The 15,766-nt window shown below is 65.7% G+C and carries 15 protein-coding genes and 1 other RNA gene; 3 read left to right on the top strand and 13 right to left on the bottom strand.

Translation table 11 applies throughout. The annotated features are described in order from the left end of the window. Window positions 1–145: 145 nt before the first annotated feature. From AB6807_RS01045 to AB6807_RS01005, 9 genes are all read right to left on the bottom strand, one after another. Window positions 146–946: a competence/damage-inducible protein A gene (locus AB6807_RS01045; protein WP_371083184.1), complete on the bottom strand. Its 801-nt coding sequence runs from the start codon at window positions 944–946 to the stop codon at window positions 146–148. Next, entirely contained in the window at window positions 943–1,848 is a 906-nt protein-coding gene (locus AB6807_RS01040) for an EI24 domain-containing protein (protein WP_371083183.1), read from the bottom strand. Before AB6807_RS01040 ends, AB6807_RS01045 begins: the two co-directional genes overlap by 4 nt. A gap of 50 nt (window positions 1,849–1,898) precedes the next feature. Continuing rightward, complete coding sequence (locus AB6807_RS01035) at window positions 1,899–2,873, bottom strand: sterol desaturase family protein (RefSeq protein ID WP_371083182.1); 975 nt, start codon at window positions 2,871–2,873, stop codon at window positions 1,899–1,901. A 10-nt stretch (window positions 2,874–2,883) separates the two neighbouring features. Next, window positions 2,884–3,714, bottom strand: coding sequence for a polysaccharide deacetylase family protein (locus AB6807_RS01030; protein ID WP_371083181.1), 831 nt, complete (start codon window positions 3,712–3,714; stop codon window positions 2,884–2,886). After that, window positions 3,698–4,714, bottom strand: coding sequence for a YncE family protein (locus tag AB6807_RS01025; RefSeq protein WP_116908087.1), 1,017 nt, complete (start codon window positions 4,712–4,714; stop codon window positions 3,698–3,700). The genes AB6807_RS01030 and AB6807_RS01025 overlap by 17 nt, the downstream gene beginning before the upstream one ends. 132 nt (window positions 4,715–4,846) lie before the next feature. Beyond that, window positions 4,847–5,611, bottom strand: a complete 765-nt coding sequence (locus AB6807_RS01020) for a pseudouridine synthase (RefSeq protein ID WP_116908088.1) — start codon at window positions 5,609–5,611, stop codon at window positions 4,847–4,849. Window positions 5,612–5,673: 62 nt separating this feature from the next. Then, window positions 5,674–7,410 carry a gamma-glutamyltransferase gene (ggt, locus tag AB6807_RS01015; protein ID WP_371083180.1) on the bottom strand — a complete coding sequence of 579 codons (1,737 nt, stop codon included), beginning with the start codon at window positions 7,408–7,410 and terminating at the stop codon, window positions 5,674–5,676. 59 nt (window positions 7,411–7,469) lie between these two features. Continuing rightward, a complete protein-coding gene (locus AB6807_RS01010; RefSeq protein WP_371083179.1) occupies window positions 7,470–9,065 on the bottom strand; it encodes a methyltransferase regulatory domain-containing protein in 1,596 nt (531 codons plus the stop codon). Window positions 9,066–9,272: 207 nt separating this feature from the next. Further along, the gene (locus AB6807_RS01005; RefSeq protein ID WP_371083178.1) at window positions 9,273–9,566 is read right to left on the bottom strand and encodes a hypothetical protein; all 294 of its coding nucleotides are present in this window, start codon (window positions 9,564–9,566) and stop codon (window positions 9,273–9,275) included. A 45-nt stretch (window positions 9,567–9,611) separates the two neighbouring features. Between AB6807_RS01005 and AB6807_RS01000 the strand changes: the two genes are divergently transcribed. Then, window positions 9,612–9,887, top strand: coding sequence for a hypothetical protein (locus AB6807_RS01000; RefSeq protein ID WP_116908540.1), 276 nt, complete (start codon window positions 9,612–9,614; stop codon window positions 9,885–9,887). A 9-nt stretch (window positions 9,888–9,896) separates the two neighbouring features. Next, window positions 9,897–10,100, top strand: coding sequence for a hypothetical protein (locus AB6807_RS00995; protein WP_116908092.1), 204 nt, complete (start codon window positions 9,897–9,899; stop codon window positions 10,098–10,100). A gap of 189 nt (window positions 10,101–10,289) precedes the next feature. Here AB6807_RS00995 and ssrA read toward each other — a convergent pair. The 4 genes from ssrA to ompA form a co-directional block, all read right to left on the bottom strand. Next, window positions 10,290–10,676: a transfer-messenger RNA gene (gene ssrA / locus AB6807_RS00990) on the bottom strand. A gap of 12 nt (window positions 10,677–10,688) precedes the next feature. Beyond that, window positions 10,689–11,354 (bottom strand): HAD family hydrolase, encoded by a 666-nt coding sequence (locus AB6807_RS00985; RefSeq protein ID WP_371083177.1) that lies wholly within the window; start codon window positions 11,352–11,354, stop codon window positions 10,689–10,691. Next, window positions 11,354–12,082, bottom strand: a complete 729-nt coding sequence (ubiG, locus tag AB6807_RS00980) for a bifunctional 2-polyprenyl-6-hydroxyphenol methylase/3-demethylubiquinol 3-O-methyltransferase UbiG (protein WP_371083176.1) — start codon at window positions 12,080–12,082, stop codon at window positions 11,354–11,356. The genes AB6807_RS00985 and ubiG overlap by 1 nt, the downstream gene beginning before the upstream one ends. Before the next feature lie 126 nt (window positions 12,083–12,208). Next, on the bottom strand, window positions 12,209–12,859 hold the full coding sequence (gene ompA / locus AB6807_RS00975) for an outer membrane protein OmpA (RefSeq protein WP_116908094.1): 651 nt from the start codon (window positions 12,857–12,859) through the stop codon (window positions 12,209–12,211). A gap of 224 nt (window positions 12,860–13,083) precedes the next feature. Between ompA and gyrA the strand changes: the two genes are divergently transcribed. Beyond that, the gene (gyrA, locus tag AB6807_RS00970; RefSeq protein WP_116908095.1) at window positions 13,084–15,729 is read left to right on the top strand and encodes a DNA gyrase subunit A; all 2,646 of its coding nucleotides are present in this window, start codon (window positions 13,084–13,086) and stop codon (window positions 15,727–15,729) included. Window positions 15,730–15,766: the final 37 nt, after the last annotated feature.

The raw sequence follows: 15,766 nt of genomic DNA, 5'->3' as shown, positions 1-15,766 counted from the left end.
AGTTTCTCCTGAGTTGGATGGTGGTTAGGAATACAGGGACGAGGGATGCAGTTTCTGTGCCATTGTCACCTCGCCGGATATGGCTTTGGTGACGGCTGCAAACCCCAAATGAAAGCAGAAGTTCACCGAATTGGTGCCATGAACATTAACGCACCAATTCGGGGCCAAGCTTGGCATCAAAACCGTGCAGGCCTTCGATCAGCTGGGCGTAGGCGGCATCGAGCCGGCCGGGGTCGCCCTTCACGCCAAGCTCGATGTGGCGGCCATATTCGGGGTGATCGACGCTTGGAAGGCTGAACACCTTGACGCCGGCGTGCCGGTCTTCGATGGCCTGCATGAGCGGGGTCAGGGTGGCTTCCATGGCACCGAAAACGATCACGGACTTCTCCGCGACCGCGTTTTTGGTGAACAGATGGGCATACTGGCCGTCCAGCACCGACTCCACCATGGGCCAGGCCATGACCGGGAAGCCGGGCACGAAATGCACGTCGGCCACGCTGAAACCCGGGATCTTGTTGTACGGGTTGTAGATGAGCCGCGCGCCCTGCGGGAACACGCCCATGTTCAGCCGGTGCACGTTGTCCGAGCGGTCGGGCTCGTAGGGCACGCCCTGCTCGCGCGCGGTGTCCTGCATGCGCTCGCGGATCAGCAGCTCGGCCTCGGGGTGCAGCGCCAGCGGCACGCCCAGCGCCTTGGCAGCGCACTGGCGGGTGTGGTCGTCGGGCGTAGCGCCGATGCCGCCGGTCGAGAAGACGATGTCGCCCGAGGCAAAGGCCCGGGCGAGCGCGGCGGTGATGCGCGCGGGCTCGTCGCCCACGTACTCGGACCAGCTGAGCTGCAGGCCGCGGGCGGCGAGCAGCTCGATGACCTTGGCCATGTGCTTGTCGGCCCGCTTGCCGGAAAGAATCTCGTCGCCGACGACGATGAGACCGAACGCGCGTGTCATGGTGAACCCCATTGAGAAAGAGCGGCCTTGTTGGCTTGCGCGACCTGGGCGGCTTCGATGGCGTCAGGCGCCGCTGTGCCGCCGGCAACCGACGCCGCAGCCAGCGCGCGCTGCGCGCGCAATTGCCCGAGCGCGTCGAGGCAGTAGTGCGCGAACCAGAGCGCGGAAAAGGCAAAGACCAGTGTGTAGATCCAGATGGCGATCGGCACCAGCACGAAGAAAGCGGCGGCGAACAGCAGGCCCGATGCCCACACGATGCTGGGCGCCGCGCCCAGGTAGCCGCACAGCACGCCGATGCACAACAGCGGCAGCCGGTGTGCGCGCAGCAGCGCGGCGCGCTCCTCGGGGCTGGCGTGCTCGGCCAGCGCGTCGAAGCTCATCACGCGGTAGGTGAGCCAGCCCCAGATCAGCGGCGGAAGAATGAGCACCAGCGGCGGAATGAGCCACAGCGGCATCGACACCACCAGCGCCACCAGTGCCAGCACGGTGACGCCCAGCGAGCGCAGCACGCTGCCGAAGAACGAAGCGCCCTTCTTCTGCTCCAGCGAAGGAAAGCGCCGCTCGGCCACCAGCTTGGTGAGCGCGGGCGCCATGAAGCCGGCCACGATCAGCAGGCACACCACCACGATGAGCGGCGTGGCGGCGAGCACCACGACCAGGGGCGCCAGCATGCCCGTGACATCGCCGGAGAACAGCCGGCCGATCCAGGCCCAGAAGCTCGACAGCAGCGGCCAGGCATCGAGCGCGCCGCGCGTCCAGGCCACGGCGCCCTCCCAGAAAAAGTAGCCGAGCCCCGCGGCCAGCACCACCATCAGGCCCAGCGGCAGCAGCGACAGCACGATCACGCGCGGCAGCATGCAGTAGGCGACCGCGCGCCAGAAGGAGTCGAGGAGCAGGCGCATGAGGCAGCGAGGATAACGCCTGCGGCAGGCCGGTCAGGGGCCGTAGCCCCTCAGGCGCGCCCGACCATTCGCTTCAGGCCGAGCCATTGCTGCGCCCAGAAGCCGCGGCCGTAGTCGCGCACGCGGCCGTCGGCGCCGGGCTCGACCTGGTCGCGGATGCCGGTGGGGTCGTAGCGGTTCTCGAAGTTGGCGGTGCCGAACAGCATGTCCCACCACGGCAGCAGCACGCCGAAGTTGTGGCCGCCCAGCGTGCTCTTGCCGTTCGACTCGTGGCCCAGGCCGATGCTGTGGTGCAGCCGGTGAAAGCGCGGGCTGATCCACAGCCGCTCGCCCAGCGCGCCGAAGCTCAGGCGCAGGTTGGCGTGCTGCAGGCTCTCGCTGAGCTGCGTGAACGCGACGAAGGCAATGAACTGCCCCGGCGCCACGCCGATGAGCTGCGCCACCACCACGATGAGCGTGTCGTGCACGATGTCGTCGAGCAGGTGGTTGCGGTCGTCGCTCCACATGGTCATCTGGCGCTGCGAGTGGTGCAGCGAATGCAGGCTCCACCACCAGTTGAACTGGTGCTGGCCGCGGTGGATCCAGTAGCCGACAAAGTCGAGCACCACCAGGTAGATGGCAAAGGCCAGCACCGGCACGTCGGTCACGCCGGGCCACACCTCGTCGAGGTGGAAGGTGCCCCAGCCCGCCGTGCGCAGGCTGCCCATGGCGTCGTCGAAGAAGGGCTGCAGCACGAAGAAGATGGCCAGGCGGAACAGGCCGAGCCGGTGGATCAGCGTGTAGAGCACGTCGATGCGGATGGCCTGGCGGTCGACCACCGGCTCCACCGAGCGCCAGCGCTGCAGCGGGCCGATCACCGCGACCAGCACCACGATCTGGATGGCGCCGACCAGCAGCCAGCCGGTGGCATCGAAGGCGTCCTCGGTCCAGCCGCCCAGGCCCACGGCGAAGACCAGCGGCTGCACCACCGTCTCGAAGAACCAGCCCTGCAGCGTCGAAAAAAGATCCGTCAACCACTCGATCACGGGAAAAACCTCAAGGATGGGATGCGATCCAGGCGCGGAAGTCGGGGTGCTGGCGCAGGGTTTCGAAGCAGAAGCCCTTGGCCTTCAGGCCCACGATGAGCGGCTCCAGGTTGGCCGGCGCCCACGGGTCCTTGCGCGACCAGATGCCCAGGTGCGCCAGCAGGATGTCGCCGGGGCGGATGCTGCCCAGCGCCTGCGTCAGCAGCTTGGCGTTGCTGAACTTCTCGCTCGGCAGTTCGTCGCCCAGAAAGCCCGCGGGCGACCAGCCGGCGTACTTGTAGCCGCAGCCCTCGGCGGCGGCCAGCAAGGCCGGCGAGGTCTTGCCGCCCGGCGCGCGGTACAGCGGCAGCGGCTTCTTGCCGGTGATGGCGGCCAGCCGGTCGGACGACTTGCGGATGTTGGCGCAGTACTCGGCCGCGCTCCAGGTCGATTCCTTGCCGTCCTGCGGGCCGGCCGAGGGCTTGATGCGGAAGCTGGGCGGCGTGCCCTTGACGTCGGCGCGCCAGTAGGCGTGGTCGTAGGTGTGGGAACCGAACTCGTTGCCCTCGGCCGCCCTCGCCTTCCACCACGGCGCCCAGTGGTCGTCCAGGCTGTCGCCGTCGGTCTGGGTGCGCTCGGCGGCGGCGAAGAAGGTGACGCGCACGTTCTGCCGCTTGAGCACGTCGGCCACCAGGGGCGCGACGCCCATGTGGCCGGTGTCGAAGGTCAGGTAGACGGGCTTCTCGCAGGTGGCCGCACCTTGCGACACCCCGGCAGCCCCGGCCGCCCAGGCCCCCGGCACCACGCTGCCGGCCAGCAGCAGCGCCAGCGCGGTGGCGGCGCGCTTAGGTGCGCTTGCCATGGTCGAGCGTCCACACGCCGTGCGGCGAACGGCCCACGTTCACCTGGCGCACCACCTTCTGCGCCACCAGGTCGACCACGGTGAGCTTCTTGGCCCAGCGCGAGGTCACGTACAGCGTCTTGCCGTCGGCCGACACGTCCATGCAGTCGGGGCCGCCGGGCACGGCGTAGCTGGCGACCACCTTCAGCGTGCTCAGGTCGATGCGGCTGATGGTGTTGGCCACGCGGTTGCTCACGAACACCGTCTTGCCGTCTCCGGCCGAGCGGAAGGCGTGCGCGCCCTTGCCGGTGGGAATCTTGCCGACCAGCTTGGGCTCGGCGCCGGCCACGTCGAACACCTGCACGCCGTCGCCGCCGGTCAGGCCCACGAGCAGCGTCTTGTCGTTGTGCACGCCGAAGATGTCCGCCGGCATCGGGCCGGTGGCGGTGCGCCACTTGATGGCCTGCGTGGGCAGGTCGACGGCGATCATCTCGTCGCTGTCCTGCATGGTCACGTAGGCGATGGTGCTGGTGTTGTCGATCCAGATGTGGCTGGGCGTCTTGCCGGTGGCGATGCGCTTGGCCAGCTTCAGGTCCTTGCCGTCCCAGCGGTACACGTCCACGTGGTTCAGGCGGTTGCCCGCGGTGACGAACCACTTCATGTCGCGCGAGAACTGCAGCTGGTACGGATCGATGATGCCGTACACCACGCGCTGGACCACCGCCGTGCGGGGGTCGAGGAAGGTCAGCGAGTCGCCCGCCGAATTGGCCACGATGACCGACTTTTCGTCGGGCGTCATGTAGATGTGGTGCGGCTCCTTGCCGGTGGCGATGCGCTGCTTTTCGCTCCAGTCGACCGGGTTGATCACGCTCACGCTGGCGTCCAGCGAATTGAGCACGAAGATCGGCGGGGGTTCGGCCGGTGCGGCGGCGGCTGGCTGGAGCGCCAGGGCCGCGAAGGCAGTCAGGCAGGAGAACAGGAGGGCAGCGGTGCGGCCGGTCGGTCGGGCAGTGAGGCGCAAGGGGAAGTTCCGAGAGAGAGTTGGGAATGTTAACGGTCGAGCATTAAGACTGGCTGACCGCGAGCGCCCTCTTTCCCCCAGGCGCCGCCCTTCAGCCCTTGTCCCTCGGTGGCTGGCCCTCGATCCTCGGCGTCACTGGCCTTCGGACGGCTTGGCAGGCTTCGCCGTCTTGGTCGGCGCGCGCAGCGCAGCGACCTCCTCGGCCGTCAGCCAGCGCCATTGCCCCGGCGCCAGGCCCTCGGGCAGCGCCAGGTCGCCGATGCGCGAGCGGTGCAGTCCCTCGACCCGGTTGCCGACCGCGGCCAGCATGCGCTTGACCTGGTGGTACTTGCCCTCGGTCAGCGTGAGCCGCAGGTGCAGCGGGCTGTCTGACTCGCAGGCGGCGGCGCGCACGGGCTTGGGGTCGTCGTCGAGCACCACGCCGGCCAGCAACCGGGCGATCTGCGTCTCGTCGACCGGGTGCTTGGCCGTCACCTCGTAGACCTTGGGCACGTGGTGCTTGGGCGAGCCCATCTTGTGGATGAATTGGCCGTCGTCGGTCATGAGCAGCAGGCCGGTGGTGTCCTGGTCGAGCCGGCCGATGGCCTGCACGCCCTGCACCGCGCCCTTGTTGGGGCGCAGGCGCAGCGGCGACGGCAGCAGCGTGTAGATGCTCGGGTAAGTCGAAGGTTTCTGAGAGCACTCGGTGCCGGCCGGCTTGTGCAGCATCAGGTAGGCCTTCTCGTGGTACGCCCACGGCGTGCCCTGCACGGTGAAGAGCAGGCCTTCGGGGTCGAGGTCGGCAAAGGGGTCGGTCACGGCCTGGCCGTCGATGCTCACGTGGCCTTGTTGTGCAAGGCCCGCGCACACGCGGCGCGTGCCGAAGCCCTGGGTATAGAGGATGTCTTGCAGGTGCATGGGGAATCAAAAAAAGCGGCCGCGGCCACAGGGCCACGACCGCCTTCGAGTGTGCCGCAGGATCAGTAGCCCGCCGCCAGGCCCGTGTTGCGGCGCGGATCGTTGGCGCCGTAGAAGCGGTTGTTGCCCACCGGCTTGCCGCCCAGCGTGGGCGCGCCCACGATGATGGCCGCCAGGTGGTTGGCCGGCTGCGGAACGCCCAGGTTGTGGCCCATGTCGGTCAGGATCTTGCGCGTGTCGGGGCTCAGCGCGAACACCTCGACGTTGGTGACGTCAGGCAGCCATTGCTGGTGGAAGCGCGGCGCATCCACGGCTTCCTGCACGTTCATGCCGTAGTCGACCACGTTCAGGATGGTGTGCAGCACCGCCGTGATGATGCGGCTGCCGCCGGGCGTGCCGACCACGAACACCGGCTTGCCGTCCTTCGACACGATGGTCGGGCTCATCGAGCTCAGCGGGCGCTTGCCGGGAGCGATGGCGTTGGCCTCGCCCTGCACCAGGCCGTACATGTTGGGCACGCCGATCTTCGAGGTGAAGTCGTCCATCTCGTTATTCAGCAGCACGCCGGTCTTGGCGGCCGTGACCTTCGCGCCGAACCAGTCGTTCAGCGTGTAGGTCACCGACACCGCATTGCCCCACTGGTCGGTGATCGAGTAGTGGGTGGTGTTGCTGCCTTCATGCGGCGCCACGCCGGGCTTGATGTCCTTCGACACGCCGGCCTTCTTCGGGTCGATGGCCGCGCGGATCTTCTCGGCGTAGCCCTTGTCGAGCAGGCGGTCCAGCGGGTTCTTCACGAAGTCGGGGTCGCCCAGGTAGCTGTTGCGGTCCACGTAGGCGTGGCGCATGGCCTCGATCTGGTAGTGCACCGACTGCGCCGAGCGGAAGCCCAGGTCCTTCAGCGGGTAGCCCTCAAGAATGTTGAGCATCTCGCAGATGATCACCCCGCCCGAGCTGGGCGGCGGCGCCGACACCACGCGGTAGCCGCGGTAATCGCACTCCACGGGTGCGAGTTCGCGCGTCTGGTACTGGTCGAGGTCGGCCTGCGTGATGATGCCCTTGCCGGCCTGGCTCGACGCCACGATGGCATTGCCGACCCAGCCCTTGTAGAAGCCGTCGGGGCCGTTCTTGCTGATGGCGCGCAGCGTCTTGCCGAGGTCTTTCTGCACCAGCTTCTGGCCGACCTGGAAGGGCTCGCCCTTGTTCAGGAAGATGGCACCGGAGACCGGGTCTTTCTGGAAGTCGGCTGTGGAGGTCCACAACATGTCGATGTCGCCCTGCTCCAGCGCAAAGCCCTTCTCGGCCAGCTGGATCGACGGGGCGATCAGCGCGGCGCGCTTCATGGTGCCGTACTTTTCGCGCGCGTATTCCATGCCCGAGACCGAGCCGGGCACGCCCACGGCGAGATGGCCGTTGGTGCTCAGGCCCTTGACGACGTTGCCGTCCTTGTCGAGGTACATGTTGGCCGTGGCGGCCAGTGGCGCCTTCTCGCGGAAGTCGAGGAAGGTCTTGCGGCCGTCGGCCAGCTGCACGGTCATGAAGCCGCCGCCGCCGAGGTTGCCCGCCGCGGGGTACACCACCGCCAGCGCGTAGCCCACGGCCACGGCCGCATCGACGGCGTTGCCGCCGCGCTTGAGCACATCGACGCCGACCTTGCTGGCCAGGTGCTGCGCGCTCACGACCATGCCGTGCTCGGCCGCGACGGGCGCGACCGACGCGGCGTTGGACGCGCCGGCGGCCGCCAGCACGAGCACCGCCGCCACCGCGGTGCGCAGCTTGGGGGTCCAGTGGATGTGTTGCATGTGGAAGTCTCCTCTGTAGGTGTGATGGAAAAAGAAAGAGAAAGGGCGCGGGGGCGGCGTCAGGCCGTGAGCAGCGCCTTGCGGCGCAATGCGGCCAACGCCAGCGCCACCTGCTGGCGGGCGAATTCTTTCACCGTCGCCGGGTCGGTGAGCGGCTTGTCGTCCTTCACGAAGCGCAGGCGATCGGCGCGCACCTCGGCTTCGAGGTGCTCGGCGAGCGCGTCGTGCGAGCGCGTGCCGTCCAGCAGCGGCAGCAGGCTGCGTTCGAGCGGCGACAGCGACACGGGCTCGTGCCACTGGTTGCACACGCCGGCGTTCGCGCCCGTGCCCATGGGCAAGGCGGGCGCGCTTCGCATGGCGGCCAGTGCCTGCGGCTGGCTGGAAACCGCGGCGGCCACCAGCACCGGCGAACGGCGGATGCGCAAGGCACCGAGGATCAGCAGCTCCTCCAGCATGCTCATCACCACGGGTTCGACGGTGGCCGGCGGTTGGTCCGTGAGGCGGGAAGCGGCCTCGGTCAGCACCTGGGGCGACAGCGATGCGGGATAGGCGGCGTTCAGCAGGTGCGCCACCGCCTTCTGCACCGGAAGCCGCGGCGTGACCTTCAGCCCGCGCATGGCATTGCAGGGCTGGGCTTGCGCATCGAGCGTGAACGCACCGCCGTCTTCGGGCGCGAACACGCCGGCGAACTCGAGCGCGCCGATGCGCGCCGGGTCCAGCCGGTAGCGCACGCTCGCGGCGCTCGCCTGCTTGACCAGCAGCGTCTGGCGGAAGGTGCGGTTGACCAGGAAATCGAGGTACTGCTCCATCAGCACCTGGCTGCCGCCGCATTCGCGCAGCAGCGGCTCGCGCACCTTGTCGCCGTAGTTCTGCACGAACATGGTCGACGGCTCGGCATCGCACAGGTACGCCAGCCCCTGGGCCTCGGCGCGCACCACGAATTCCTTGAAGTAGCACGGCGCGTTGCAGGGCTCGAGGAACTCGTGCAGCAGGTAGGAGCTGCTGGCGCTGCGCACGATGGGCATCGTTTCTTCGAGCGTCTTCTTGAGCACGCTGTCGGCACGCGCCGATTGCTCCAGGAACTCGAGCATGCCGCGCGCGTACGAGAGTTTTTCTTCGGGTGTGTCGCGTGGGCCACCGCGCAGGATCATGGCGTCGCGCACGATCTCCCGCGCCTTCCAGCCGGGGTACACGTTGTAGCTCACGTACGCCACGCCGTTCGGCGCCAGGTTCTGCGAGCAGATGCGCAGGATGGCTTCCTGCACCGGGCCCGGCACCCAGCTGTACACGCCGTGGCAGACGATGTAGTCGAACTGGCCGAACGATGCGTCGATGTCGGCGATGTCGAACGCCTTCAGCTCGATGTTCGACAGGCCCGTGTGGCCGATGGCTGCAACACCATGCGCGACCTGCACCGGAGACAGGTCGACGCCGAGGGCCTGCGCGCCCGGGTGGCGCGCGGCGAAGGGAATCAGGTTGCCGCCGGCGGCACAGCCCAGCTCGAGCACGCGGGCCTTGGCGGGGTCGGGCGCCTCGAGGCCGAAGAGATACGCCAGCGCTTCCAGATGCTCCATCGCCGTCTGCGGGAACGGGTGCGAGTCATAAGGCACCTCGTCGTAGTAGCGGGTCAGCGTGGAAGTCAGCGTATTCGGCACGGGTGTCCTTTTTCGGGATCTGGGCAGGCGGGACGCCTTGCTGCAGCAGCAGCGACGAGCGGTTTGCGTGAATGCAATGTGACAGCGCTGGGCGGACTATAGCTTCGCGGCCGGGCAAAAAACACGGGCGCCAAATGCCTCTTGCGCGCGCATAAAAAAAGCCCAGCCGCGAGGGCTGGGCTTGAAAGCCTATCTGCCTGGCAAGCATCAAGGCCCCCGCACAGGTCGACCCGCGGGGGACGGTTTACCCGTCAAGGAGAAATTGGAAACGCCGAGAGCGGCGTCGGTGGCGCTGCGCGCGCTGTCGGCGTTACGGGGCATGACCGGGCGCAGCCAGTCGGCGGCAGCGTCCTCGGGCCACATGGCACGCAGGCGTTCGTCACGCCACAGCACGCGCGCCATGTCTTCGAGCTCGACCACATCCACGCTGTGCCAATGCTGCTGCAGCCGGTGCGCGCAAGCGGCGATCCAGAGCGTGGCGGGCATGTTTTCGGTGGGCATGGTTTACTGTACATTCATACAGTCTTTTCAGCAAGGATGTTCGACATGTCCGTAACCACAGAAACGCCCGCTCCCATCAATCACGCGCTGAAGGAGGCGCTCGCCTGGATCTCGAAGTTCGCGCATGCGTGGCAGGCCATCGAGCCCGCGCCCCGCAGCCTGAGCATCGACGGCTTCATCATCTGGGGGCCGGTGCTCTACGAGAAGCACAAGCAGGAAGACCCGGTGCAATTGGCACGGCGGATGTTCGGCAACTCGGGCGAATACTTCAAGTACATCTACCCGGGCCGCGGCCATGGGAGCAACGATGCCCGGTCTTAGAATGGCCCGATGAATTGGCGCACACTGTTTCCGCTTGCCTTGGTCCTCGCAGGCTGCTCGACTCCCCCCAACGAGGTGACCCAGGTGCGTGATGGCGTGTTCCGCGCCATGACCTACGTGCAGGCGTCTGACTACTGCGACGCAAGAAGCAAGACACCGCGCTGGCTCGGCAAAGCACCGGCCGAACAGGGCGTGCTGTTCCAGTGCAACTGATCTGTTGAGATTCGATCTTCGGGGAGCTGGCGACGACGCTTGATGGCGTCGACCTTGGTTTTCCGACCCTGTGAGCTGTCGAACCTGGTGTTCGACTGACGGCGATGCAGGGAGACAAGGCGAGGAAGCATGTACCGTTTAGGTACGCCTCGCGGGCCTCACGGTCAGTGAGACCCGGTTGCCGGAATATGGTGGAGCTGGGGGGATTTGAACCCCCGTCCGCAAGCCTTCATCGCGCAGTTCTACATGTTTAGTGATCTGATTTAAGTCTCGCTTCCGGAGTCGCGCAGTCACACGCTAAACCGGACGCCAGCACCCTATTTTCTCGCCCCGACCCAAGGTACCCGGATCGGAACCAGCCCATGTAATTATCTTTGCAGCCGGGAGGTTTCAGATTGCTCTGTCACCCCCTTGCCCAGCCCATCGGCCTGCTGTTGCAAAGCTCACTGGCAATTAAGCAGCGAGTGCGAAACGTTCGTCGTTTGCAGTTAGTTTGTTTGAATCTGTTTTACGAGCGCATTCAGCTCGACATGCCCCGCTGCGATTCCGAACCCACGTCGAAACCAGTGCAGCCCCAAGCGACTCATTTTAGGCGCTATTGAGCAACTTCAAGAGCTCCAGGGGCGAAGAGATTGAAGCATCTGCGTTCCACAACGCCGAATCGGCCTGCGAACCCATGTAGCCATAGGCGGCGGCAACGGTGCGCATGCCTGCGGCACGGCCCGCGATGATGTCGCGCTCGTCGTCGCCCACGTAGATACACGCGTCCGACGGCACACCAAGGCGCCGTGCCGCCTCGTGCAACGGCTCGGGATGCGGCTTGGCGAACGGTGTGGTGTCACCACTGACCACCGCACCCGCGCTCTCGAAGAGCGGAATGGCGCGCGTCAGCGGATCGGTGAAGCGCATCGACTTGTTGGTCACCACGCCCCAGAGCAAGCCTTGCTGGCGCAACGCCTCGATCAGCGTCTGGACGCCGTCGAACACGTGCGTGTTGAGCAACATGCGGCGCTCATAGGCAACGAAGAATTCCTCGCGCAGTTCGTCGAACTCCGGCGATTCCGGCGTGATGCCGAACGCCACGCCCAACATGCCCCGCGCGCCCGCGCCAGCCATCGGGCGATAGCGCTCCAGCGGATACGACGCAAGACCGCGATCGGTGCGCATCTTGTCCGCGGCAGCGCCCAAGTCGGGCGCGCTGTCGATCAGCGTGCCGTCGAGGTCGAACAGCACCGCCCGGGTCTGGCCGCCCATCATCCTTGCGCTTTCGGCAAAGCCGGCTTTTGCGTGGCGAACATGTAGTTGACGCTGGTGTCGCCGCCGAGCCAGTAGCGCCGCGTCAACGGGTTGTGCTCCAGGCCGCGCGTGTGTCGAAGGTCGAGGCCCGCCGCGCGGCAATATCCGGCCAGTTCGCTGGGCCGGATCAGCTTCGCGTACTCATGGGTGCCGCGCGGCAACATGCCCAACACGTACTCGGCGCCGACGATCGCCAGCATGAAGGCCTTCAGGTTGCGGTTGATGGTGGAAAAGAACACCCATCCGCCCGGCTTGACCAACGTGGCGCAAGCCTGGATGACCGACGCCGGCTGGGGCACATGCTCGAGCATTTCCATGCAGGTAACGACATCGAAACTGCCCGGCTGCTCCGCGGCGATGGCCTCCGCGCTGATCTCGCGGTACTTCACGCCGCGCGTACCCGCCTCGAGCGCATGCAGTTGCGCAACCTTGAGCGCCTTGCCGGCAAGGTCGATGCCCAGCACATCCGCGCCCTTGCGGGCCATCGAATCGGCGAGGATGCCGCCGCCGCAGCCGATGTCCAGCACGCGTTGCTGCGAAATAGGCGCAATCCCGTCAATCCATTCCAGGCGCAATGGATTGATTTCGTGCAGCGGGCGGAATTCGCTCTCCAAATCCCACCAGCGATGCGCCAGCTCTGAAAACTTGGCCAGTTCGGCCGGATCAGCATTCACGTTTTCTGTCATGCAGCGATTATGAAACGAGCAATGCCGGATAAACACCGCATGGCTTTGACGAAAGATGGATCGCCAATTCGACGCCCATAAAAAAACCCCGCCGAGGCGGGGTTTTCATTCGATGGAATCAACCGATCAGTTGGCGCGGGTGCCGACCACTTCGATTTCCACGCGACGGTTCTTGGCGCGACCTTCCTTGGTCTTGTTGTCAGCCACAGGCTGCGACTTGCCCTTGCCTTCGGTGTAGACGCGGTTGCGTTCGATGCCCTTCGAGACCAGGAAGGCCTTGACGGCTTCGGCACGACGGACCGACAGGCGTTGGTTGTAAGCAACCGAGCCGATCGAGTCGGTGTGACCCACAGCGATGATGACTTCGAGGTTGACGCCACGGATCTTCTCGACCAAGTCGGTCAGCTTGGCGCGACCTTCAGGCTTCAGAACCGACTTGTCGAAGTCGAAGAAGGCGTCGGCAGCGAAGGTGACCTTCGAAGCGGCGACTTGTGCAGCGGGAGCGGGAGGCACCACGCCAGGGGCGGGAGCAACAGCAGCCGGAGCAGCAGGAACCAGAGCGCCGTCGCAACCGGCAGCAGCCGTAGCAGGCGTCCAGTTGGCATCGCGCCAGCACAGTTCGTTCGTGCCGTTCTTCCAAACCAGTTCGCCAGTGCCGTTTTGCCAGTTGTCGATCGTAGGACCGCCGTCCGCAGCGGTGACACGGGTCTGCGCGCCGGCGGCAGTGGCGAGCGCAGCGACTGCAAACATCATCGCCACTTTATTCAGTTTCTTCATGGTTCTCCTCTTGGGGAAAAAGCCGCAGCCGCGCTGCGAATCAAGGACGCTTTAAGTGACCACCACCCAAAACGTTGAGGCGATTGTGCCATAGGGTCTTTGGCAAACAGGCTGCCGGGCACCCCGGAAGCGTAGGACGGAGGCGGAATAGGCGGCTTGTGTTGCGGCGGTGCGACACCCCTCACAGCGTAAAATTTCGCCTTCCTGCCGCCAGCCCCTTGCTCATGACCTCCTTCGCAAAAGAAACCCTGCCCATCAGTCTCGAAGAGGAAATGCGCAGCAGCTATCTCGATTACGCCATGAGCGTGATCGTGGGCCGAGCGCTCCCCGACGCCCGCGACGGTCTCAAGCCGGTGCACCGGCGCGTGCTCTTCGCCATGCACGAACTCAACAACGACTGGAACCGGCCGTACAAGAAGTCGGCCCGTATCGTCGGGGACGTCATCGGCAAGTACCACCCTCACGGCGACCAGTCGGTCTACGACACCATCGTGCGGCTGGCCCAGGATTTCTCGATGCGCCACATGCTCGTGGACGGCCAGGGCAACTTCGGGTCGGTCGACGGAGACAACGCAGCCGCAATGCGTTATACGGAAATTCGGCTGGCCAAAATTGCGCATGAAATGCTGGCCGATATCGACAAGGAAACCGTCGACTTTCAGGACAATTACGACGGCTCCGAAAAAGAGCCAAAAGTGCTACCCAGCCAGTTGCCGAATTTGCTGGTCAATGGCTCCGGCGGTATTGCGGTGGGCATGGCCACCAATATTCCGCCGCACAACCTGAACGAGGTGGTCGACGCCTGCCTGCATTTGCTGCGCAACCCGCAGGCCACCATCGACGAACTGATGGAAATCGTGCCCGCGCCCGATTTCCCCACCGCCGGCATCATCTACGGCATCAACGGCGTGAAGGACGGCTACCGCACCGGCCGCGGCAAGGTCGTGATGCGCGCCAAGTGCCACTTCGAGGACATCGACCGCGGCCAGCGCCAGGCGATCATCGTCGACGAGCTCCCCTACCAGGTGAACAAGAAGACGCTGCAGGAGCGCATGGCCGAGCTGGTGCACGAGAAGAAGATCGAAGGCATCAGCCACATCCAGGACGAGTCCGACAAGTCGGGCATGCGCCTGGTGATCGAACTCAAGCGCGGCGAAGTGCCCGAGGTGGTGCTGAACAACCTCTACAAGCAGACGCAGCTGCAGGACACCTTCGGCATCAACATGGTGGCGCTGGTCGACGGCCAGCCCAAGCTGTGCAACCTGAAGGACCTGATCGAGGTCTTCCTGCAGCACCGCCGCGAAGTGGTGACGCGCCGCACCGTCTTCACGCTGCGCAAGGCCCGCGAACGCGGCCACGTGCTCGAAGGCCTGGCGGTGGCGCTCGCCAACATCGACGAGTTCATCCGCATCATTCGCGAATCGCCCACGCCGCCGGTCGCCAAGGCCGAGCTGATGACCCGCAGCTGGGACAGCAAGCTGGTGCGCGAGATGCTCACGCGCTCGCGTGCCGACGGCGGCACGATCAATGCCGACGACTACCGCCCCGAGGGGCTGGAGCGCGAATACGGCATGGGCAACGACGGCCTGTACCGCCTGTCTGAAACGCAAGCCCAGGAAATCCTGCAGATGCGCCTGCAGCGCCTCACCGGCCTGGAACAGGACAAGATCGTTGCCGAGTACAAGGACGTGATGGCCGAGATCGACGACCTGCTCGACATCCTGGCGAAGCCCGAGCGCGTGTCGATCATCATCGGCGACGAACTGGGCACCATCAAGCAGGAGTTCGGCCAGTCGAAGGTCGGCGCACGCCGCAGCATGGTCGAGCACAGCGCCTACGACCTCTCGACCGAAGACCTGATCACCCCGACCGACATGGTCGTCACGCTCTCGCACAGCGGCTACATCAAGAGCCAGCCGCTGGGCGAGTACCGCGCGCAGAAGCGCGGCGGGCGCGGCAAGCAGGCCACGGCCACGAAGGAAGACGACTGGATCGACCAGCTCTTCATCGCGAACACGCACGACTACATCCTGTGCTTCTCCAACCGCGGCCGGCTCTACTGGCTCAAGGTGTGGGAAGTGCCGGCCGGCTCGCGCGGCTCGCGCGGCCGCCCGATCGTGAACATGTTCCCGCTGCAGGAAGGCGAGAAGATCAACGTCGTGCTGGCGCTGACGGGCGAAAAGCGCGTCTTCCCCGCCGACCAGTACGTGTTCATGGCCACCTCGATGGGCACCGTCAAGAAGACGGCGCTCGACGAGTTCAACAACCCGCGCAAGGGCGGCATCATTGCCGTGAACCTCGACGAGGGCGACTACCTGATCGGCGCCGCGCTCACCGACGGCAAGCACGACGTGATGCTCTTCAGCGACGGCGGCAAGGCCGTGCGTTTCGACGAGGAAGACGTTCGCCCCCTGGGTCGCGCCGCGCGCGGCGTGCGTGGCATGTCGCTGGACCCCGGACAGGGCGTCATCGCCATGCTGGTGGCCGAGGACGAGCAGCAGAGCGTGCTCACCGCTACGGAAAATGGTTACGGAAAACGAACAAGCATTACGGAATACACCCGCCACGGCCGGGGAACCAAAGGCATGATCGCGATTCAACAGAGTGAGCGCAACGGCAAGGTCGTTGCCGCCACTCTCGTGCATGCGGATGATGAGATCATGCTCATCACCGACAAGGGCGTGCTGGTGCGCACCCGGGTTGCCGAAATTCGCGAATTGGGTCGCGCGACGCAAGGCGTCACGCTGATCGGGCTCGACGAAGGCGCCAAACTCAGCGGGCTACAACGTATCGTCGAAAACGACGCGAACGGCGAGAGCGAGCCTGACGCGGACGATACTTCCTCATCTTCAACGGAGAATCCTCAGTGAAAAAAATCAAACTCGCACTTCTGACGGTCGCCCTGGC

This window comes from Variovorax sp. RCC_210 (assembly GCF_041355175.1).
Classification (GTDB): Bacteria; Pseudomonadota; Gammaproteobacteria; order Burkholderiales; family Burkholderiaceae_C; genus Variovorax.
The sequence above is the reverse complement of the archived record's forward strand: the minus strand, read 5'-3'. Positions and strand labels throughout refer to the sequence as shown.